The sequence below is a fragment of the Deltaproteobacteria bacterium genome, from assembly GCA_016210005.1.
Taxonomy (GTDB): domain Bacteria; phylum Desulfobacterota; class Binatia; order HRBIN30; family JACQVA1; genus JACQVA1.
Map to the genome: position 1 here is coordinate 24,825 of JACQVA010000147.1, position 21,497 is coordinate 46,321.

General features: G+C 67.8%; 10 protein-coding genes. All 10 read right to left on the reverse strand.

Going from position 1 to position 21,497, the window contains the following annotated elements; all coding sequences use genetic code 11:
- Window positions 1-2 precede the first annotated feature (2 nt).
- Window positions 3-3,356 (reverse strand): UvrD-helicase domain-containing protein, encoded by a 3,354-nt coding sequence (locus HY699_14145; GenBank protein MBI4516947.1) that lies wholly within the window; start codon window positions 3,354-3,356, stop codon window positions 3-5.
- On the reverse strand, window positions 3,337-6,744 hold the full coding sequence (locus HY699_14150) for a PD-(D/E)XK nuclease family protein (GenBank protein MBI4516948.1): 3,408 nt from the start codon (window positions 6,742-6,744) through the stop codon (window positions 3,337-3,339). Before HY699_14150 ends, HY699_14145 begins: the two co-directional genes overlap by 20 nt.
- Window positions 6,745-6,855: 111 nt before the next feature.
- Window positions 6,856-7,386, reverse strand: a complete 531-nt coding sequence (locus HY699_14155) for an isoprenylcysteine carboxylmethyltransferase family protein (protein ID MBI4516949.1) — start codon at window positions 7,384-7,386, stop codon at window positions 6,856-6,858.
- Window positions 7,387-7,704: 318 nt separating this feature from the next.
- Window positions 7,705-8,958, reverse strand: a complete 1,254-nt coding sequence (locus HY699_14160; GenBank protein ID MBI4516950.1) for a c-type cytochrome — start codon at window positions 8,956-8,958, stop codon at window positions 7,705-7,707.
- Window positions 8,955-10,343, reverse strand: a complete 1,389-nt coding sequence (nrfD, locus tag HY699_14165) for a polysulfide reductase NrfD (protein MBI4516951.1) — start codon at window positions 10,341-10,343, stop codon at window positions 8,955-8,957. Before nrfD ends, HY699_14160 begins: the two co-directional genes overlap by 4 nt.
- A 17-nt stretch (window positions 10,344-10,360) precedes the next feature.
- Window positions 10,361-11,053 (reverse strand): 4Fe-4S dicluster domain-containing protein, encoded by a 693-nt coding sequence (locus HY699_14170; GenBank protein MBI4516952.1) that lies wholly within the window; start codon window positions 11,051-11,053, stop codon window positions 10,361-10,363.
- 10 nt (window positions 11,054-11,063) lie between these two features.
- Window positions 11,064-13,355, reverse strand: a complete 2,292-nt coding sequence (locus HY699_14175) for a molybdopterin-dependent oxidoreductase (protein MBI4516953.1) — start codon at window positions 13,353-13,355, stop codon at window positions 11,064-11,066.
- 6 nt (window positions 13,356-13,361) lie between these two features.
- A complete protein-coding gene (locus HY699_14180) occupies window positions 13,362-13,844 on the reverse strand; it encodes a cytochrome c3 family protein (GenBank protein MBI4516954.1) in 483 nt (160 codons plus the stop codon).
- A 483-nt stretch (window positions 13,845-14,327) separates the two neighbouring features.
- On the reverse strand, window positions 14,328-14,963 hold the full coding sequence (locus HY699_14185; protein ID MBI4516955.1) for a YihA family ribosome biogenesis GTP-binding protein: 636 nt from the start codon (window positions 14,961-14,963) through the stop codon (window positions 14,328-14,330).
- 413 nt (window positions 14,964-15,376) lie between these two features.
- The gene (locus tag HY699_14190) at window positions 15,377-21,496 is read right to left on the reverse strand and encodes a S8 family serine peptidase (GenBank protein ID MBI4516956.1); all 6,120 of its coding nucleotides are present in this window, start codon (window positions 21,494-21,496) and stop codon (window positions 15,377-15,379) included.
- Window position 21,497 lies beyond the last annotated feature (1 nt).

The following is a 21,497-nucleotide window of genomic DNA, read 5'->3' on the forward strand; positions in this document are numbered from 1 at the left end:
CGCTACAGCCAGCGCAGCTCTCCACTGGCGGTGAGCAGTAGTCCCAACTGCAATCGCCGCCCCTGCAAACGGCCGCTACGCTCGAGCGCGCGCCCGTACAGCCGCAGCTGTTCGGCGTAAGTCGGATACACGCTCGCTAGCGCGCCGGCTTGCGGCTGGTCGGACTTGAAGTCGATGACGGCGGCGGCCTGCGCCGAGAGCGCCAGCAGATCAATGAAGCCGCCGAGCAGCCGGCCGGGCTGGCGGTCGTAGACCGGGTATTCGCAGCACAGCTGCCAGCCGGCCGTGGCAGTGATGCCGGCGGCGCGCAGCGCGGCGAGGGCGCGTTCGACGTCCGCGACGGCTTCGTCAAAGTGTTCGGTGCAGTGCGCCTGGGCGGCGGCCACGGCCGCTGCCGGGCGCGGCGCCGGCTGTGATCCCGAAAGCACCAGCTCGAGCGCGCGGTGCACGACGATGCCGAACTGTGCCCCGAAGCGCGCGCCGCCGGTCTTGCGCGCACGCTCGGTTTCCGCGTCGTCTGGCGGATCGGCGAGTTTGGCCGCAGCCGTCATCGGCGCCGGCGCGGCTACCGGTCGCGCGGCGGCGGCGAGATCGGTCCGGAACTCGGCGGCGCGGGCGTCGAGCTCGGCCTGCAAGGCTTGGTCGGCGCAAATCTCCGCGGCGGCGGTGCTGTCGGCTCCTTGCGCCCACTCGGGTACGGTGTCGGGCTGGAAGCGGGCGAACTCGCGGAGCTGTTCCTGCGCCGCGCCCTCAGCCAGCGCCTTGTTCGCATAGGGCAGCCGATCACTCTTAGTGAGTGGCAGCGGCAACACCAGCAGATCGCGCGCGCGGGTGGCGGCAACGTAGTACATGCGCCGCCGCTCCGACTCGCCGAACACTTTCTCGCGCTCGATCAGCCCGCTGCCCGGCGGTTGCTCGACGGCCATCGCCCCGAGATTGAGCGCCCAGCCGGCGCCGTCACGCTCGACGCGCCACAACCCACCGCCGCGATCGCTGAGGGTCTGAAACCCGTCCCACAAGATCACCACCGGAAACTCCAGCCCCTTGGCCTGGTGAATGCTCATCACCCGCACCGCCTCATCGCCCAACGGTTCCGGCGCATCGAGGAACACCGGGGCTTCGGCCCAGGTGCGCACCAACGCAGTCGCCACGTCGTAATCGACCCCCGCCAGCGCGGCCCGGCGCTCCAGTTCCCAGGCGACCTCGTACAACGCCGCCAGGATCTGCCGGCCGTTGCTCCCGGTGACGACCGCGCGGCCAAGCGCGGTGCGCTCGATCAGGTCGCGGGCGGTGGCCCCGGGGGAGCGCTGCCAGCGCTGGCGGCGCAGCTCTGCGATCAGCGCCTGGGCCTCGCCGCAACCCACGCTGGCTGCCCCTGCCGCCCCGGCGCTGGCGTTGCCGGCGAGGCCGGCCACTAGGTCGTCGCCGTCGAGCGCAAAGAACGGCGTGCGTAGCAGCGCCGCGCGCGCCACCCCGTCGTCGGCGTCGGCCAGGGCGCGCAGCCCGAGCAGGTACTGGCGGACCAGGGGATGGCTGAGGAACAGCACTCCGCCACGGGCGCTGTATGCGATCGCCAGTGCGTCGAACTGCTCCAATAACAGGCGGAGATTCGTGGTCACACAGGCGAGCACGGCGATGTCACCGGGGCGCAGCGGCCGCCCGGCTCCGCTGTCGGGGTCGCGCACGCTGGTGCCGGCGGCGAGCAGGTAGCGGACGTAGCGCGCCACCGCCATGGCTTCGAGCGCGCGGCCGTTACCCGCCAGCAGCGCCGCGCCGCCGGCCCCGGCGTAGGGCAGGGTATGGACCGCGGCGCCCGCGGGCGCCACCCGCGGATCGGGTGCGAGGTCTTCGTAACGTGCGCGCCCGCTGCCGGCCTCGACCGGGTTGTCGCCTTCGCGCCCGAGGAGCTTGGCCAACTGGCCGTTGAAGAACTCGATCAGGTCAGGGCGGCTGCGAAAGTTGGTGTCGAGCCGCTGCTCGAAGGCGCCGCCGGCGCGCAGCCGCTGCGCCGCGCGGTCGTACATCACGATGTCGGCGCGGCGGAAGCGATAGATCGATTGCTTGGGATCACCCACGATCGTGAGCTTGCCGGAAACCAGCCGGGCCTGGTCCCAGCGGTCGGCGTCGGTGCCGTCTTCGCAGAGAAAGAAAACGATCTCGCACTGCAGCGGATCGGTATCTTGGAACTCGTCGACGAAGAGGTGATCGAACAGCCCCTGATAAAAGCCGCGCGCGCTGCGGTCGGTGCGCAGCACTTCGCGCAGTTTGACCAACAAGTCGAGGTAGTCGACGACTTCGTGCTCGTCCTTGACGCGTTCGTACATCGCCCGCAGCACAGGGAAGAGGCGAACCAATCGGATCACCAGCCAGCGCTGCGGGCCGCGCAACTGCTCCGCCAGGCTGCCGGCCTTGTGGTTGTCCGGGCGCACGGCGCTGTAGATCGACCAGCCCAGGGCGTCGTTGTTGAAGTCACGCTGCTTGTAGAGCGAGCGGCCGCGCCCGGCCTGCTGGACGATGTGGAAGGCTTCGGCGCCATCGTCGGGATCACGCATCGCGTGCAGCCGTTGCAGGGCGTGACCGAGCCGGCGCAGCCGGTTGTGGCCGAAGCTGTCGCCGCGCATCTGGGCGAGCATCTGGACCAAGCGATCGACCGCCGCGCGCGCCGCGGCGGCGCCGGGATCGGGAATCGGGGGCAGGGCGAAATCGACGTCGCGGGTGTCGATCATGCTCGCCAGCACGGCCTCGACCGAGGGCAGCGGCCCGTAAGCGTTCTCGGCGCGCTCCATTTGCAAGCCGGCGCGCGCGGCGGCGCGCAGGGTTTCGGCGGCTTCGCTGATCAACGCGGGGGCGAGCGGGGCGGCGCCGAGCGCGGCCGCCAGGTTGCCGGCCTCTGCCGCCCGGCGCAGCCGGCTGAAGGTCTCGCGCACCAGCTCGGAGGTATCTTCGACCAAGGCATACGCCGGGCTGAGCTTGGCCTCGACCGGCCGCAAGCGCAGCAAGCGGTCGGCAAAGCCGTGAATGGTGCCGATGAAGGCGGCGTCGAGGTTGGAGATGGCATCACGCAGCCAGGCGGCGCGCTGATCCGCAGTACGGGCTGCCTGTTCGAGTTCGCGCAGCAGCTGCTCGCGCAAGCGAAAGCGCAGCTCGCCGGCAGCACGGCGCGTGAAGGTGATGGCCGCTAGCCGCTTGATCGCAAGCGGCGGTACCGCCTGAGCGCGCGGCGCCAGCAGCTCGACGGCGCGATCGATGATGGTCTTGGTCTTGCCCGTGCCGGCGCCGGCCAGCACCGCCACATTGCGCGCCCGTTCGGCGACGATGGCGGCGCGGGCGGCCTGGTCAGCGATCGCCTTCATCATCCGGCCCCTGCTGCCGCAGTTGAATGAACGCCGCCAGCTCGGGCGAGAGCGGCGCCGCCAGCAGCTCGGCGGCGCCACGCCCGGGTGCGCCGTCGCCGCAGGCCGAGCGCAGCGGACAGTAGCTGCAATCGGACACCTGTGTCGTCCGCGGAAACACCCCGGCTGCAAGTAGCCCGCGGGCGACGCCGAGCCACTCCCCGGTCTGCACCCGCAGCTGCTTGAGCAGCGAATGCTCGAAGGCGCGTTCGGGCTCGTGTCCGGCCTGAGGGTGAACGTAGGCCGCGTGGCTCACACGCATCGGGGGCGAATGCCTGTCCATCACCAGGGTGTACAGGCCGATCTGCAGATCGCGAGTGGGGTTGAGTGGTTCTTCGATGAGGTCGTGCAGCCGGCCGGTCTTGAGATCACGCACCGACCAGGTCGAGTCGGGCAGACGGTCCACCCGATCGATCTGGCCGGTGACATAGAGCGCCCCCCCCGGCAGCGCGAGCGGGATCGGCTCCGGGTCGCCAAAGGGCATTTCGGTGTCGCCGAACGTCCGCCGCGGCATGCGCCATTCGATCTCGGCCAGCAACGCGAGCTGCTGCCGCAGGCGCTGTTCTTCGCGCGCGACGGCGTCGTGACCGCGCAACGGGTACTCATCGCCCCAGGCGGCGAACTTCTCGCTCGCGATTTCCCTCGCGCGGTCGCGCCAGTGCTCGAGGCTGCCTTCGCGCGCGCATACGGCTGCACCGTGGGCGCGGAAGAAGGCCTCAGCGGTGGCGTGAAACAACGAACCATAGGCGTCGGCCGCGATCGTGTCGGTCGACGGCCGGCGCGCCGGCTGATCGAGGTGGAGAACGTACTGCAAGAGAAAGCGGTGCGGGCACTGTAACAAGGTGGTCAATGCCGAAGCGGAGATCGGACGCGCGGCGCTGAGGCCGGGAACCGGCAGGGCCGACCAGGTTGCGGCCGTGATGCTAAGCGCGCCGTTGTCGGCGGCGGCCAGCGCGCGCGTGCGATCCAGGCGGGTGGCCGCGCCGGTGCACCAGCCCGCGGGTACGCGCCAAGCGCTGCCGGTCGAGTGCGGCGCGCAGCTGAGCAGGGCCCGCGCCTGCGCGGCGCGGGCGGCGTAGGTACGGCGCGCGCCGCGCCCGGGGCTGAAGTAGTCCGCCCGCAGGCGGGCGGCGTTGGGGACATCGCCGTCGCTGGGCGACTGCGGGCGACGCGCCAGCGCAGCGGCGATTTCCAGCATCATTCCCGAAACCTCGCGCTCGCTGCGGTCCACCCATTGGCGGGCAACCGACAGCGCCAGCCGTTGGCTGGTGCCGCTGACTACGCGCACGAATGCATGCACGTCTTCGAGTACGCTGTCCTCCAAGCGCGGAATCACCACTTGTGGATGTTCGCGCCGGAGCTGCTCCTCCAGCAGCATCCGGACCTCGTTCGGCACGATCGGATCGTCGTGCGGGGTGCGCGGCACGATGCCTTCGGCCAGCCCGAGGATGCGAGTGGCGCGAAAGGCGATGCCGGCGGCGGCCGCGGCGGTGCCGATGAACAGGCGCGCCTCGCCGAAGCGGCCGTAGGGTACGCGCGTGCTGCGCAGCGCCTCGAGCAGATAGGCGAGGGCGGCGAAACCACACACGGCGTCGGCGACTGCGTCGGCCAGCACCGGGGCTACGGCTTCGCTGAGTATGGCCAGGCAGTCTTCCGGCTGGGGGGGCACGCGCAGGTGGGTGGTGAAGAACTCCTGCGTAGCCGGCCACAGCCGGCGCAGCCCGGTGCCGTCGATGGCCATGGCCGCCAGTTGCTGCAGCGCCGCCAGTGCCGGCAACAGCGGCTCGACCTCGGCCAGCCAGCGTTCACTCTCGCGCCGCGTGTACAGGTGTTGGCGTTTTTCCGCTTCGCCCGTAGGTGTGGCCGGTAGCTCCGCCAGCAGCCGCTGCAAGCAGGCGCGCCGTCGCTGTAACCGCGGCAACCATTCGAGCGCGCCCGCCGCGTCGCCCGGGCTGCCGCCGACGATGCCCGCACCGTACACGATCTCCGCCACCCGCGACGGGCTCAGCCGCCGGGGCTCGTCATCGCTGCGCCGTAGCGCCCGCACCACCGGGATCATGGCTTCGGTTTCGAGGCCGGCAAGCAGGGCGTGCAGTAGGGCACTCAGGCGCAGGCCCGCGGCCGTGTCCCGCAGCGGCACGCCGCCGGCGACATAGGCCGGCACGGTGTCTGAACTCCACAAGTTGCGAGCTTGCGCTTCGCCCTCTGCACTGGCGGTCTGCGGCGCTGCGGTGCCGAGGCGTGCCAGACGGTCGAGCAGGAGCCGCGCGTGCGGATCGAGCGCCGGGACGATTACGGCGATCGACTCCAGCGGTGTGCCGAGGGCGATTTGCTCGCCGACCCAGAGCGCTGCGGCCTCGACCTCGTCTTCGATAGCGGGGTACTCCTCCAGATCGACCGAGCCGTCGGGTCCGTTTGAGCGCGGGCGATCGGGGTTGGCCACCAATTCGGCCGGCGCGAATGCGAACTGGCGCACCAGCGCGAGTTCGTTGACCGACAATCGCTCGACCTCGCCGAGCGGCAACGCCAGCTGCTGCGGGCCGGGCGCGCCGCGCGAGGAACTTCGCGGCGTTTGCGGCCCGGGTCGAGTAGCGGCTCGCGGCAAGAGTGCCGTGCCCGTGCTGATTGCTGGCGTGCTGGTGATCAGCTGGCGCCAGCGCTGCGTACCGGCTCGCAGCGGGCGCGCATCGAGAAAGAGCACGGAGCATGCGGGCAAGGCGGAGAGGAATTGGAGCAATGTCGCCGTCGGCGACGAGGTGACGAAGGCAGCCACCCGCCCGAATGGCGCCGCCAGCAGCGGCGCTGCGCGCACCACCGTCGCGGCTTCTACCAGCAAGCGCGCGGTGCTGCGGCGGGCGGCAAGATCGAGGTCCGCTGCCGCCCAGACCGCGGCAACGTCGTGCAAGCGGCGCGCGCTCAGGGCGTCGGTTGCGCTCAAGTCGCGCGCCGCCTGCTCCGTCATTGCCGCGCTCAGCCCGCTGCTGTCGAGGTCAGCAATCACGCGCGCGAAGGCGTCCGCGTAGCCGCGGCCCGAGCGCAGCTGGTTCGCGTCGAAGTATCGGAGCCGGTCGCGCAGGGCACCGGAGTCGAAGCACTGATGGATGCGTAGCCGGCGGACCATCTCCCAGCCCGGCTCGCGCACCTGGCCGGAGCGCGCCAGCAGCTCGCGCGCCAACGCGGCAGCTTCGAGAAAGCGTACGCCGGCCAGCCGCCCGGTCTCTTGGCGTTCGTGCGCCAGCGCCCGGCGCAGGGCGTGAGCCCGCGCCGACGAGCACAACACGGTTGCAGCACTGGTGATATCGTCAGTGCTGGCCGGCAGCCAGGCGGCGAACCAGTCAACCGCTGCTGCCACTGTCTGCACCGAGCTGAATTCCACCGGGCTCCCCCGCCAACCAGTGAACGTTTCACGCGCAGCCGCGCCGCCGCCTCAGATGCGAACCGCGACGCACCGCCTGAGGCGGCGTCATATTCTCCCCCGTAGTCGCGGCAACCAGCGCGGTACACGCCGGCAGTAGGCGTCGTACGATTCGCCGAAACGCGCGCGCAACTCCGGCTCTTCGATCAACACCACGCCCAAGTGAGCAGCCAGCGTGCACAGCGCGGCGTAGAGTGCTAACCCCACGCCGGCAACGTACAACGCTTCGCCCCAGATGACCGACAGCTCGGCAGCCATGATGGGATTGCGCACCCAGGCGAACGGCCCGCTGGTAACCAGCAGGCGCGGTGCATCGAGTGGAAACGGCGTGCCGCGCCCGCGCCGGCTGAAGAGATCCAAGCATACCGCCCAGACCACCACGCCGCCAAAGAAGAACAGACCGCCGCCACCGGCCCTGAGCCAGCCCGGCAAAGCGATCGCGGCCGGCAACAACCAGTGCGCCGCCCACGGTAAGGCGACCATGAAGAGCAGAAAGAACAGGCAGGCGTTGAGCAGCGACTTAGCCCACAAGGCCGCCGTGCTGCGGGTGGTACTCGGGCGAATGCCTCGGTTAGCCACGACGCGCTCACCCCAGAAGGTGGGCACGGCCGACCCGCGCGCGGCTGAGGCGCCGGTTGAGTTCCATGGTGCCCTTATAGCGCATCTGCCGGTGCCGCTGTCTAGCGGTCTGTGGGAGAAACGAAGCGAGGAAGCGATTCGCGGATGGAGGCAATTCGCGGAAGGCATTTTGCCTGTGGCCTCAGCCCGCCGCTCGCTAGAGTGCTCGGGTGTGGAGTGCGGGAGCTGGCTCCCGCTCCGGAGCGTTCGTGCTTTCTCTTGGGCGCGCCGCAGGGCGCGTCTCGAAGCACGGGCGGTTTTTCAACGGGCCGTGAGGGCCTATGGGGGCGTCTTACGCAAGCTCTCGCGGTTAATGAACGCGATCAGGTCGGCCATTTCCTGTCCGTCCAAGTGCGGCCACCGAACTCCGCGCTCGGCCATTTGACTGAGCATGGCCGGCCCGTACCGCCACATGACATGGGCCATGAGAATGGGTGACGCGTTCCCCTTGATCGGACCCAGGTTCGGCCCAGTGCGGCCGCCCGCGGTATCGTGAATGGCGTGGCACATCACGCACTGCTTTGAGAAGAACACCTTGCGCCCCGCGTCCGGGTCGCCCTCGCTGAGGAAATACCGTCGAGTCAGCAAGTAAGTCGTGATGTCCGCCATCTCCTGCGCCGTGAGGTCCACGGCGGTCAGATTCCGCCTGCGAATCTCTTGCTGCATCTTCGGGGCGTGATTCCACATCCGCGTGGCAATACCCGACAAGCTGTTTGCCAGCTCGGTTCTCAGCAAGTCGGGCCCGACTCCCGGCGCGCCGCCCATCGTGTGGCAGGAGCCGCAACCGCGCGCTTCGAACAGCTTCTCCCCCCGCGCCGCGGAGCCAGGCTCGATGTACTCCTTCGCCTCGCCCGCCGTCCGGGAGCGAATATAGGCGACGATGTTATTCAAGTCTTGGCCGCTGAACTGCGGCCAAGCGATCCCCATGGATGCCATCCTCTCCTTCATCTCGGTGGCATGTTTCCACATCTTTTGTGCCCACACGACCGGGTTGACGAAGCGGGTCCACTTGGCGAGATCGGGCCCGACTGTTCCGCCCTGCGCGTCGATGGAATGGCAGGTATCGCACTTGTGCTTGGCCAAGAGGCTCTTGCCCTCAACCGGGTCGCCCGGCTCGTCGGCGTACCGAATGAACAGCAGGAAGGCGAACAAGTGGCTCATCTCCTCGGGCGAGATGGGGATCAGCCGGATCCCGCCTTCCTCCATCTTCTCCCACATGCGCGGCACGTGGTTCCACATCGTCGCCGCGAGCTGGCCGGCGGTAACGTGCCCGAAAGCCCGGGTTCGCCCTAGATCCGGTCCGACCTCCCCACCCTCGCCCCACACAGCATGACAGCGCATGCAGTTCTTCTCGCGGAACAGCTCCCAGCCCATCTCCGCGTCGCCGGTGAAGATCTTCTCTTTGGCCTCGCGGGCGACCCGACCCAATTCCTGCTCGCCCGAGTTGGGTTGCGGCTCCACATCCTGGGCCAACCCTGGCCTCACCAGGACCGCCGGTGCAAGGAGGAGAAGGGCGACGAGGACCGCTCTCATGCCAGACCTCCCTCGGTCGCAGCAACGGTGATGCCGCCGCGCGCTGCGGCGTCCTGGGCTGGTAGATCGGGCAGATAACCCGCGACCCGTTCCGTCAACTCCTTCGTGGCGTTCATCCGACCTTCCTGGATTTCCCAGATGGAAACGATCGGGAAGAAGCGAGTGAACAACACGTAGAGCAGGATGAAGAAGCAAAAACACCCGGTGAGGATGGACCACTCGACCCAGGTGGGGTGGTAGATGCCGCGGTCCAGCGGCAGGCGCGGGTTGGAGACGGTGGGCACGACGATGACGAAGCGTTCCAGCCACATGCCGATCGTGATGGCGATCGAGGCGACGACGGTGCCCGCAACCGTGCGGGTCTTCCGCCGCGTGAGGATCATCATGGGAATGACGAAGCAGCAGGCGAACATTGTCCAGAACTGCGGCGAGTACTTGCCGGAAACCTTCGACCACCACACCGCCATGTGGATGGGCTCGGCCCCGTACCAGGTTGTCAGATACTCTGCGAACGTGAAGTAGAACCACAGCAAGGTCATCACCAGGAGCAGGATGCCGAGGTAGTCGAAGTGGACCTGCTTGAGGTAGCCTTCGAGGTGATAGGCCCAGCGAATGATTGCCATGGCGATGATCAACGCGGCGATGCCGCTGAAGATGGCGCCGACGACGAAGTAGGGACCGAAAATGGCGGCGTGCCACATGGGTTGGAGCGTCATGGCGAAGACGAACGACACCACGGTGTGCACGGAGACCGCGATCGGAATCACGATCACCATGAGCACGCCGATGCCTTTTTCGAGGAGGCGGTGCTGCCCGGGCGTGCCTTGCCACCCGAGCGCGAGGATGCGGTACAGCCAGCGTCGCCGGTTCGCTTGGTCGCGGAGAATGGCGATGTCGGGAATCAGCGGCAGGTACAGATAGATGGTGCTGCACGTCAGATAGACGCTGATGGAACACACGTCCCACAGCAGCGGCGATTGGAGGCGCCCGTGCGTGACGACGAAGTAGGCGCGGTCGGGACGGCCGAGGTCGAAGATGACGTTGCTCACGCCGAAGACAATCACCATCACGGTGATCACCTCGGCCGAGCGGGTGATCGCCCGCCGCCACTCGGCGTTGGCGAGTCGCAGGATCGCGGAGATCAGTGTGCCCGCGTGGCTGATGCCGATGAAGAACACGAAGTTGATGATGTAGATGCCCCAGTAGACCGGCCGGTTCATCCCCGTCACGCCGAGGCCGGTGCGCACTTGATGAATGTAGGCCGTCGCGCCGAGGGCGATGCCGGCGAGCAGCACCCCGACGACGAACCAGAAGCGTGGGTTGGATTCGACGATCGGCTTGACCAGCGCCCAGTCTGGGCCGAGCGGATCGGTGGGCCTGGGCATATGCTTGTGGTGTGAGTTCACTGGCCGCGCCCCTCTCGCAAGTAGACAACTTTCGGCTCTGTCCCCAGATCTTCCATGAGCCGAAAGGCCCGCTTGGAACGCGCCAGCTTGGAGACTTCAGTGTCTGGATCTTGGAGGTTGCCGAATACCATCGCTTTGGTGGGGCATGCCTCGACGCAGGCGGGGGTGTATTCGCCCGGCAGCAGATCCCGGCCCTCCGCCTTCGCGGTGTCGCGCGCCTTCATCAAGCGATGGTTGCAGAACGTGCACTTTTCGACCACGCCCTTGTAGCGGACGGAGACGTCGGGATTGGTGCCATCCCGATAGGGATCGGGCACGTCGGGTGGATACCAGTTGAACTGGCGCACGGTGTAGGGGCACGCGTTGGTACAGTACCGGCAACCGATGCAGCGCGAGTAGACCTGCCCGACGATCCCTTCCGACTCACTGAAAAACGTCGCGCCAACGGGGCAGACCTTGATGCACGGCGGATGTTCGCAGTGCTGGCACATCATCGGCAGCAGCGTGAGCGTTGTGTGGGGGTACTCCCCTTCGTACAGCGGCATCATGTCGATCCATCGAATGGAGCGGCTCTCGCCGGCGAGTGTCGGAGTCGATGGGGGCACGTTGTTCTCCTGATGACAGGCGGTGACACATCCCTGGCACGCCGTGCACCGATTGAGATCGATCACCATCCCCCAGCGGGCCATCCCGGTCTCCTCAGGCCAGACGCTCGAGGCGCACAAACGTCGGCTCCCGCCGCACGCGCCGCACATCGCTGCCGGGTTCCGTCTTGACCAGACGCAAGGGGTTGGTGCCGATCCCCGCCGCGTAGCGCCCGCCGTGCACCCGTCCGCCACCCGAATGAACGGCGATGACATCGGGCCGAATGCCCGGGGACACGCGCACCCGAACGGTCACCTCGCCGCGGTCGTTCTTGATCTTGATGCTATCACCCTGTGTGAGGCCGAGATGCTCGGCGGTCTTGGGATTGATCTCCGCGCTGGTGACCCAGCTCATCTGCCACAGCGGCGACCCGAGGTCCTGCAGGTACGGCAACGATCCACCGCCGCGGGTAGTCAGCGTCAACTCCGGATACACGTACAATAAGAGCCGGCCGGCTTCGGGGCTCTCCACGCCGCTGGGAACCTGCGACTTGGTCGAGAACTCCGCGGCCTGCAGGTTGATCCGGTGATCTGCAGGCGGAACCACCCGCCGCCACTCGCCATAGTAGTAGGCGGGATCCCACCAGCCGCCGTGTGCTTCCATCTCTGCTTGGAGCTCTTGCGCGGTGTGATAGGAGACCGCGCGCCAGCCGCTGCGTTCGAGCAACTGCGTCCACGTGGAGCGATGGCGGCCCGAGAACGAGTCGCCGACGCCGGAACGAAGCAGCAGCTCGATCCGGTCCTTCGTGACCTCGTCGTAGCTCTGCCACGGAAACTGCTGGGCAACCCGCCCACCGACGGCCTTGGCCAGGGTGAGCACGACATCCGCCATGTTGCGCGAGTCGGCGCGCGGCTTTGCCGCCGGCGGGCTGGTCGAGACGACCGGCTGGCCGCTGCCGTCGACCGTGAGGTGATCGCAGCGCCGCTCCAGCCATAAGCTGCTCGGCAGGACGAGGTTCGCCAGGGCGGCCGTGTCGTTCATAACTGCCGACGCCGACACCACGAACGGGATCTTGCGCAGAGCCTCTGCGAGTCTGTCGCCCTCTGGGCTGCTGAAGACGGGATCGGCCTCGTGCACGAAGCAGACGTCAATGGGCGGCGACTTGGATTGCAGCACCCATTCGGTCAGCTCCTCGACGGTGGGAGAGCGATGCGCTCGGACGCTCCCGTCGGCGGGCGGCCCGGCGGGTTCGTCGAGGTCGTCGAAGGGGGCGCGCCGCGCGAGCAGGACTCCGCCGGGAACGTCGATGGCCCCCGCGATGGCATTGAGCGTGTGCACCGCGATGGCGTCGAACGTCTGGAAGGACGTGTCCCCGTGAAAGGGCCCGATCGCCAGCGGACGCCGGGCGGAGCCGAAACGACGAGCGACACGGATGATCTGGTCCGAATCCGCACCGGTCAGCTCGGCCACTCGCTGTGGCGGGAATTCACGCAAGATCCACGACCGAATACCGCTATGCTGGACACCCGCCTCGTCGGTCCAGTCCTCCAGCCCGGTGACATGGTCGCGCAGGAACTCGCTCCTGGAGTAGCCTTCCTTGATGAGCATGTGGGCGATGCCGAGGGCGAAGATGCCGGCGGTGCCGGGACGGATCGGCAGCCACTCGTCCGCCTTGCCGCCGGTGACACCCAGACGCGGCCCCGCATGAGCGAAATACCCGCCGGCCGAGCGCATGTCGGCGAAGCTTCGGTGCAGGCTCATGGTGTTCGACGACGATTCCAGCAGCCCGCTGTCGAGCGACAGCAGAACCTCCGCATTCGCGAGGTCATAAACGAGCCGCCCGCTCGTCCCGTGCATCTGTTGGAGAACCTCTTCCATCGCTTGCTCGGCCGGCGACTTCATGTCGACAACCCAGGACGAGCCTGCCGCACGGGCCAGACGCCCCAGCAATTGAGAGGTAATGTCCTGACCGTCACCGCGGATCACCGCCACGCGACCAGGGCTGACGGCGACGGCTTGCAGCCGACTGGCGACGCCATTGATCGCCTCGCCCCACGAGATCCGCGCCCAGCCGCCGATGACGCTGCGATCGCGCTGCAGCGGACCCGCCAGACGATCGGGATCGTAGTACAGCTGAAGGCTCGCCGCGCCGCGTGCGCACAGGCCGCCGCGGTTGGTGGGGTGGAAGGCGTTGCCGGACACGGTTACGGGCTGACCGTTCACCAACCGCACCCGTAGACCGCAGCCCGACGAACACAGCTGGCAGATGCTGTTGGCCCACGACTCTTCCCTGGCTAGGATCAGCGGCGCCGGGCGCGTCGGGTTTGAACAACCCAGCAGGGGACCGAAGCTGATGAGCGTCGCGCCGCCGACGCCGCCGAGCAGGAACTCTCTTCGGTTCAGCATGGCCGGTCACCTGTGGCAGTGGATGCAATCTTGCGTCGCGCCACGCGTCCGATGGCACGCGAGGCACCAGTCCATGCTCTGCGTCACGAGCGGATAGGATGCCGGCACCGCGAGACTCGCCACCGCGCCGTGGCACTGCCCGCACTCGACTCCGGCCACGGCCACGTGTCGGCGGTGCGAGAAATAGACGTGGTCAGGGAGCTGGTAGATACGTCGCCACGGAATCTCCTCCCCCTTATCCGCGTACTGCCGCACTTTTTCCTCTTCGGGGCTGTCCGTGAAGGCCGCCAGATGGCACATCATGCACGTGTCCTTTGTTGGCACGGTGGCTGCGGCCGCTTTCTCGACCGACTGGTGACACGCATCACACGCGAGGCCCTTCTCGATATGGGCCTTGTGACTGAACTGAATCGGCTGGACGACAGCCGGCGGCAAGTCGCAGGCGCCGAGCAACAGTCCAGCCGCCAGCAGCGAATGTACGCGCGTCACTTGGAGGAGCATCCTTTCACGATCGGCATGGATCTCCTGCGCTCCCCGCGCGCTCTCCGCGAGTTCTCGCTCGATTCCGCGGGCGCATGGCAGTCACCTCCGGCGCGCAGACACAGCATGCGCGATGCCACCGCCGGATGCCGCGGGACCAGACGCTCCACGAGCGACGCTAGGATCGAGGCCGCCGCTGTGCCTGACAGATCGCGTCAGCGCACCTGACAGAAAGTCAGGCGGGCGGCATGATGACCTGGAGAGCAATGCCCCCACGTCTGCGACGTGGACCCTTGGGGTGAAACTCGGCAAGAATTACCGGACATGGCTGAGGGACGAAGGGCGTGTTTCAGGTCAGGGAGGCGACCGGAGACAGTACCTCCCTCTCCCCGCGTTTTTTTGTGGGGAGAGGGAGCAGAGCCGCAGAGATGCGGGGAGCGGCAGGCGAAGCGATGCCGGGAGAGCGATGGCGCCGAGACAGCGAGTTTCGGGTCAGCGGACCTGGGTTGCTCGCGGCTTCTCTCGACGCTCGGTCGAGTGTTTCGGCGGGTCGCCGGCACCGGCCGCCTGTTCGATCGCCTGCCACAGGCGATCGAGGCCGTCGCCGCGATGCGCCGACACCAGGTGCAGGTCGAGGCCGTCGCCGTGGCGCAGTGCCGCAGCCTGTCGTGCTGCTTCACTGCGAGTGATCTTATCGGACTTGGTAGCCGCCACAATGGCCGCGATCCCGTGCGCCGCCAAGAAGTCGAGTAGCTGTTGATCCTCGTGCGCCAAACCGCGGCGAATGTCGATGATCACCACGACCGCGCGCAATGCCGGCCGGCGTGTGAGGTAGTCTTCGACCAGCTGACGCCACTGGTCCTTCACCGCCAGCGGTACGCGGGCGAAGCCGTAGCCGGGCAAGTCAACCAACACCAGCGCTTCGTTGACGACGAAGAAATTGAGCTGCTGGGTGCGCCCGGGCGTCTTGCTGACGCGCGCCAGCTTGAGGTGACCGGTAAGACGGTTCAGCAACGATGACTTGCCGACGTTGGAACGGCCGGCGAAGGCGATCTCCGGCCAGCGATGGTGCGGCAGGTGAGCCACGTTGGTGGCCGCGGCAAGAAAACGAGCACGGGTCGTGAGCATGACAGGGGCGAGGTGTAGCAGTCAACTCGCCCCAGGACCAGCGCTGGACCAGCGCCCCGCCGCCGGCGCGACGCGGCGACCGAAATGCCGGAAGGGATCACGGCCGGCGGTGGACGGTTACGCCGCGAAACCATGGGCGGGCAGTGGTCGAAATAACGTTCCGCGAACGTCTTGCTCACAGCACAAGAAGTACGCGCCGTGATAGGCGCGACAGGCGCGGCCGAGAACTCAGGCCCGCCCTTGCCGGATGCTTGACCATTGCGCCGCAGCGCGCCGGTGAGGGTTAGGGTTGCTTGGGTGACGCCAAGCGGGCGCGGGCTTCACGCGCCCTGCTCAAGGGTGGCAGACATGCAACCATACTCCCGACGGATTTGTCGCACCCCCAGACGGCAACCGAGATGCCGCCGCGATCCTTACGGCCTCAGCCGGAAGAACAAATGCACGCCGTGCACGGTGGCCTGGTAGAGTGTACCGTCGCGGCGCAGGTCGGGTGCGGGAATCCCGCGCACCGTTCCGATGCCCGGATCTTCACCGTACACGAGCGGCGGCGTGAGGTGCTCGGGCGAGCCGATGGGCACGGACAGCTTGACGCTGAAGAGCTCGCGCCTGTTGGAGCCGTTCACATCGGAAACCTCCGCCACCGACATGCCGGTCACCGGACAGCAGGGGTCGTACCAGGCGGGGTTCCAACGGATCGTCGGCCGTGCGGGATTGCCCGAAAGGCAGACGGTGGCCGCATCGGGATGGCTGATCCGCAGGTTATATTCGCTGGTGAAATCCGCCTCGCCGAGGGGGATCGTCGTGACATAGCGGTACGGGGCGCCTTGGACTATGTCGAACCAGACCAGATCGCTCTGGCACTCGTCGTTTGCGCGGTACATGTAAGTGACACCAGTCCAGTTGCTGGAGACGACGCCGGGGTAGCGGATGTTGTAGCGGAACGACGTCGTAGCCAGGCCGAGCTTGGCGACGCTGATGATGACGTCGCCGGTTGGGACTCCGGTGATCTCGAACTTCCCGTTGATGTCGGTTAGCCCTTCGCCCACCAGCTGCCGACTCGGGTCCAAGACCGACACCCTGGCAGCGGGGACATACCCGTCCGCCTGCAATCCCGCATACTTGACGTCCCCGGTCACACCCGTTAACGGCGTCGGCGTGCGCGTCCGCGTCGCAGTGCCTCCGGGTGCGGTCGGGGTCGGTGTGGCGCTGGGTACGATGGCCGTGGGCGCCGGCTCGACGAAGAACTCCAACAGGTTCGACGATGCGCTGTTGCCGCCCTCGTCGAAGGCCTCGGCGCGGGCATAGAGATGGCCGTCGCTGAAGGCCTCGGCGCGCTTGAGGCTCAGCGTCCACTGGCGCGAACACGAGCCGGTGCGCCCGCACGGCAGCTCGGCGGGAAGATCGAGCGTGCCCGCGGGCTCGCCCGTTGCCGTCAGGACGATTCGGGTGAGCGCCCCGGTGTCGGTGGCGGTTGCCTTGAACTTGATGAAGCCGCCGGCCCGGAGATCGCTCTCCACCGTGCTGAGCGACACCGCCGGCGCGCCCGTATCCGCCACCGTGATCGCCAACGGCGCGATGGTGTCGGCAACGAAGGTATCACTGTCAGTTAGCGCTTCTGCTCGAATGCGTGCCGTGCCGAGACGTTTGGCGAGCACGGTGACGATGCCCAGCTCGGGATCGTCTTGCTGGATTTCGATCGCGTCGCTGTCCGTCCGCCATTGGTACTTGAAGCCCGACCCCGGCGAACTGGGGATGTCGCCGATATTGGGCTGCGCGATCGCGGTGCAGAGCGTCGATTGCCGATTCGCCGGATCGCTGGAGAACTCGATCTCCGTCCGGCCGCAGGCGATCACCAGGCCCGTGGCCGCGCTGGCGATCTGGATCTCCGAGGGCTCCTCGCTTTCGAGGGTGCCGACCCGGACCTTGACGTCGTAGTGGTCGGGCGGCACCAGCGGGATGGTTACACGCGCCCGTTCTGCGTTGAGCGGCGCCCGCGGCGCCGACGCCTCGATACGGTGCACGCCCGGCGGCGGCGGATTGGAGACCTGGCGCGTGAACAGCGCCCGCCCCGTGCACCCGAGCGTGCCCCGCACTAACAGCGAACGCGCCTCGCGCGAGGTGGCGGGCTCGCTCGGGACGTCGAGTAGCTCGGGTTGAATCGCGCTGCGCAAGCCGCCCAGGCCGATCAAGCCGCTGAGCTCCGAGTACGTGAAGCGGATCGGCCCGCAAAGGCCGACGCGGTCGGGGATACGATAGTCGTAGAAGCCGTCACCCGAATCCTCAGGACTGCGATGGATCAGGCCGCGGCCGAGATCCATGATCAGATCGTCCTCTTCGAACAGGCCGAAGCTCTTGTGGAACACGCGGACCGAGCCGCCGGCGGTCGGGTAGTTGCGGGCGTTGCCGGCGGCGTCGCTGAACGCGACCTTGGTCACCATGCCGATCTTCGCCTCGACTCGATCGCCCAGCGCTTTGAGTTCATCGGCGAGGATCGTGCCGAGGCGCGCCATCTCGGCGCGGGCTTGGTCGAAGGCTGCGGCCACCAACGGATCGAGCGTGCGCTTCAACCGGCCGGCGGCATCGAGAACGCGGGACAGCTCGGCGTACACCTCGGCGGCGCGCTGCAGCTTGTCGCGCTCGCTGATGGCCGTGCTCACGAGATCGGGCAGCAGCGCCTTCAATCGCTCCGGCAGGCCGGAGGATTCGATGGCATGATCGAGCGCGGCCCAGCCTGCATGTTCCGGGTCACGCAACAAGGCCGCGAACTGCCGCACTGCACTCTGATACGCCTGAATCTGGTCACGGATCAGGGGAATGAGGGCAATGATGTTGGCCGCTGTTCCCTCCTCGGCTGCGCCCCCTTCGCCCAAAGTTTCGAGGTCCAGTGCGAGCAGCAACTCCGAGCTTTGATCGACCACATCGAGCGTCCCTGCCGCGTTGTCGACGACGCCGATGCTCTGTTCGGCACTCACTGTGATTCGCAGCGGGGGACCCGCAACGTCTCCCGCCAGCACGACCGCGTCGGTCGGGCCGGGTTCCATCTCCGGCACGACGACACGCAGCGCGCCGGTTCCTTCCCGCCCGATGACCTCGGCTTCGACGCCGTTGAAGGCGACGCGATCGAGAGCCTCGTTGGCGCCGAGATTGACCACGTCGACGAGAACCACCGAGAAGGGCCAAATGGCCGGCGCCGTCACCGGGCGCACTGCCGTCGCGCGCGGCGCCGATGGCGGGGGCGGACACTCGCCGAAAATGCAGCCGGCCGTGCACTCGAGGTCGGCGGTGGTGATGCGACCATCGCGATTGCAATCGTCGTTGCCGCACGCGCCGGCGCCGGCCACGGCGCGCGCGGCGGCGAGCAGATCGGCCGCTACGACGTCGATGCTACAGTCGCTATCGCCGCGCGGATAGAAGTCGCGGTCGTCGGGGTCGACGGTTGCGGTCGGTGTGGGCGAGGGCACCGTCGCGGTCTTGCTCGGCGTCTGCGTGATCGTCGGCGTCGGCATCGTCGCCGTACGCGTCGGAGTGCGTGAGCGCGTCGGAGTGGGAAAAGTGGGCGTCTTGGTTGGAGTCCGCGACGGCGTGTGCGTGCGCGTCGGCGGCACCGTGGCGCCCGGGGTCAAGCTCGTGACGGTGAAGTCCGCGCTGGCGGTGTTGTTGGCCTCGGCGGTCTCGGGCACTTCGTCGACAAAATCGAGGTCCCACTGCAGCGTATGACCCCCGGGGTTGAACTTCAGACCGGCGCCGCACCAATGCGTGACGCGCGCGGAGGTGGTCGTGTAGGTCGCGCGGCACCACTCGAACCCGCCCTCGCGCGCCCGCAACTGCACCGTGACCGGCTCGGTCGCGCCGCTGATGCTCCAGGTGAAATGGGCGAAGACGCGCTCGTCCTGCGTCGCCGTCGTGACTTCGTCGCCGCTGTTGGCCCCAGTGCGCAGGAACGCCCGCTCGGCGATCAGATCGACTTGTGCGGCCGCGGTCGCCGTGCTGGTCTCGGCGATGTTGTTGCCTTCGTCGGTCTCGCCGACCGTGTTGTCGTAGTCGATCTCCCAGCGCAGCGTGTGCGCGCCCGGCAGCACGCGCCAGTTGCGCTTGCACGACGAAGTGTAGGCGTCGCCCGTGGCGGCGGTGTGCTGGCACGAGCACAACACGGCGCCGTCGAGCAGTGCGCGCTGGTTCACGGCCACCGGCCCACCGGTTCCGGTCACACGCCAGTCGGCGTGCGCGTACATGCGCTGGTAGGGTTCCGGCGTCGTGATGTCGCTGCCGCCCGCGGCGCTGGCCGAGCGCCAGTAGGCGCGCTCGGCGGCGAGGTCGACCGTGCCGCTGCTCCAGGTGGTCGAGGCCGAGTTGTTGCTCTCGTTGGTTTCCGGCACGGCCCCGGTGTGGTCAACATCCCAGCGCAGCGTGTGCGTGCCTGCCGTCGCCGTCCAACCTTGCGTGCACCCAATCGTATAGAGGCCCGGCCCTTTGTCGACACTCCCGGCACAGAACTGGGTGCCGTCGAGCGAGGCGCGAACCGAGATGCTGGTCTGGCGGTCGGGACCGACGACTTGCAAGTCGAAGTGGAAGTAAACGGTTTGCCCGGTGCTCGGCGTGACTACTTCGACGCCGGCGTTGCTCGCGGTCTTCAGAAAGGCGCGCTGGGCAACGAAGTCGAAGCCGTTCGAACTGGCCCAGGTCGCCGAGGCCGAGTTGTTGCCTTCGTCGCTTTCGCTGACGCGGTGGTCGTAGTCGAACTCCCAACGCAAGGTGTGGGTACCCGAGGCCACGCGCCAGCTCGCGTTGCAGAAGATGACGCCGCCCTCACCGCCTGAGACCTCGAACGACGCGGTGCAGAAGGTCGTGCCGTCGCGCACGGCACGGGCGGAGATCGTGATCGGACCGCCGCTGCCGTCGACCCGCCAGTCGGCGTGGAAGTAGACGTTCTGGCCGATGGTGGGGATGGGCAACTCATCGCCGGCATCTTGCCCGGTGCGCAAGTAGGCGCGCTCGGCAACAACGTCCAGCGCCGCACCACCGCCGTTGGCGGGCGCGGCCGTTCGCTTGATTATACCGGCGTGCTCGGGGCGGGGCTCGGTCTTTGCGCTCGGGCGCCGCACGACCCCAATCCCGCCAGCGCCGGCCGCTCCGGCCTCTGCGGGCGGACCCGCACTCGCCGCGCCGCCGGCGATCGGCGCAGTAGTGCAGTCGCCGGGCAGTACTTGCAGCGCGGCATCGAGGTCAATGCGGGGTATCGTCACCCCATTGCGCGGATCGGCGACGGGGACGCCGCTGCTCTGGAGTAGCGTGAGGATCGAGTCGACCGTTGCGCTCGGATTGGCTTGCCGCAACACCGCCCACGCGCCGGCCACGTGTGGCGCCGCCATCGAGGTCCCCGACGAAAACCGAAAGCCGCCGCCGAGGGCCGCTGAATTGATGTGGTCGCCGGGCGCCAACAGGCTCAGAAACGCCGCCGAGTTCGAGAAGCCCGCAATCGTGTCCGACTTGGTAGTGGCACCGACGCTCACTGCGCTCGACACGCAGGCGGGGGTGCCGAGGCCGTCGGTGTAGAAGCTGTTGCCGGAGGCCGCCACGGCGGCGATGCCGGCCGAGCGCAAGGTGTCGATGATGGCTTTGTAAGCAGCCGAGTCATGGTCGCAGGTTGCCTGCGAAGTGTATTTCCCTCCCGACAAGCTCAGGTTGGCGGCGGCGATCGCGTAGGTTGTTCGCAGCGCATACACATGTTCGAGCGCCGCGATAACATCGGAGACAGTGGTGCGATAGCACGGGTCTTCACCGGTACCTTCGCATTCGCTGCCTGTCATCCGGGAGAAGACCTGGATCGCGACAATTGAGGCGTCGCGGGCGACGCCGGCGAAATCGGGGCCGCTACCCGCCGCAATACCCGCCACGTGCGTACCGTGATTGCAGGTCAGCGGACCGTCGCAGGGGACCGCTGCACCCGCGCCCGTCTGCGTGGTTGCGCTGTTGGGACAGAGGGACTTCTTCGAGAAGCATGCTTCGGCGACCACCTTGCCGCTGACAAACGGATGCGTGCTCTCGACGCCGGTATCGAGGATCGCGACAGTCTGGCCCGCGCCGGTCAGGCCGTCCTGCCACGCGATGTCGCCGCCGAGGAGCGGGACGCTTTCGACGAGTGCCGGATCAAGCAGTGCATCTTCGGTGATCGAAGAAACCTCAGGCTGCGCTGCGAGCGCAGCTAGCCCGTCCGGCGTCGCTTCGAGCGCCAGGTACGCAATGACCTCGAACTGACGAACCAGCCGGTATGATGCCGCGGGCAGATTGGCGAGTACCCCATGCTGTGCTCGGCGGATGCGGGCACGTTGATCGGCGATAGCCGCGGCGCCGCGAACGTATCCCTCGGGTTGCGTTGCCGCGGCCAGGCCCACAATCACCGGCGCCGTGCCGTGTTGCGCGGCGCGTGCACGCAGGTCCGGCCGTACGCGCGGCTCGGCCGCCACACTCACGATCGGACCCGGCAACGCCAGGAACAGCGCGCTGGCACGGATGAATGCTTGCCACGGCCGCATT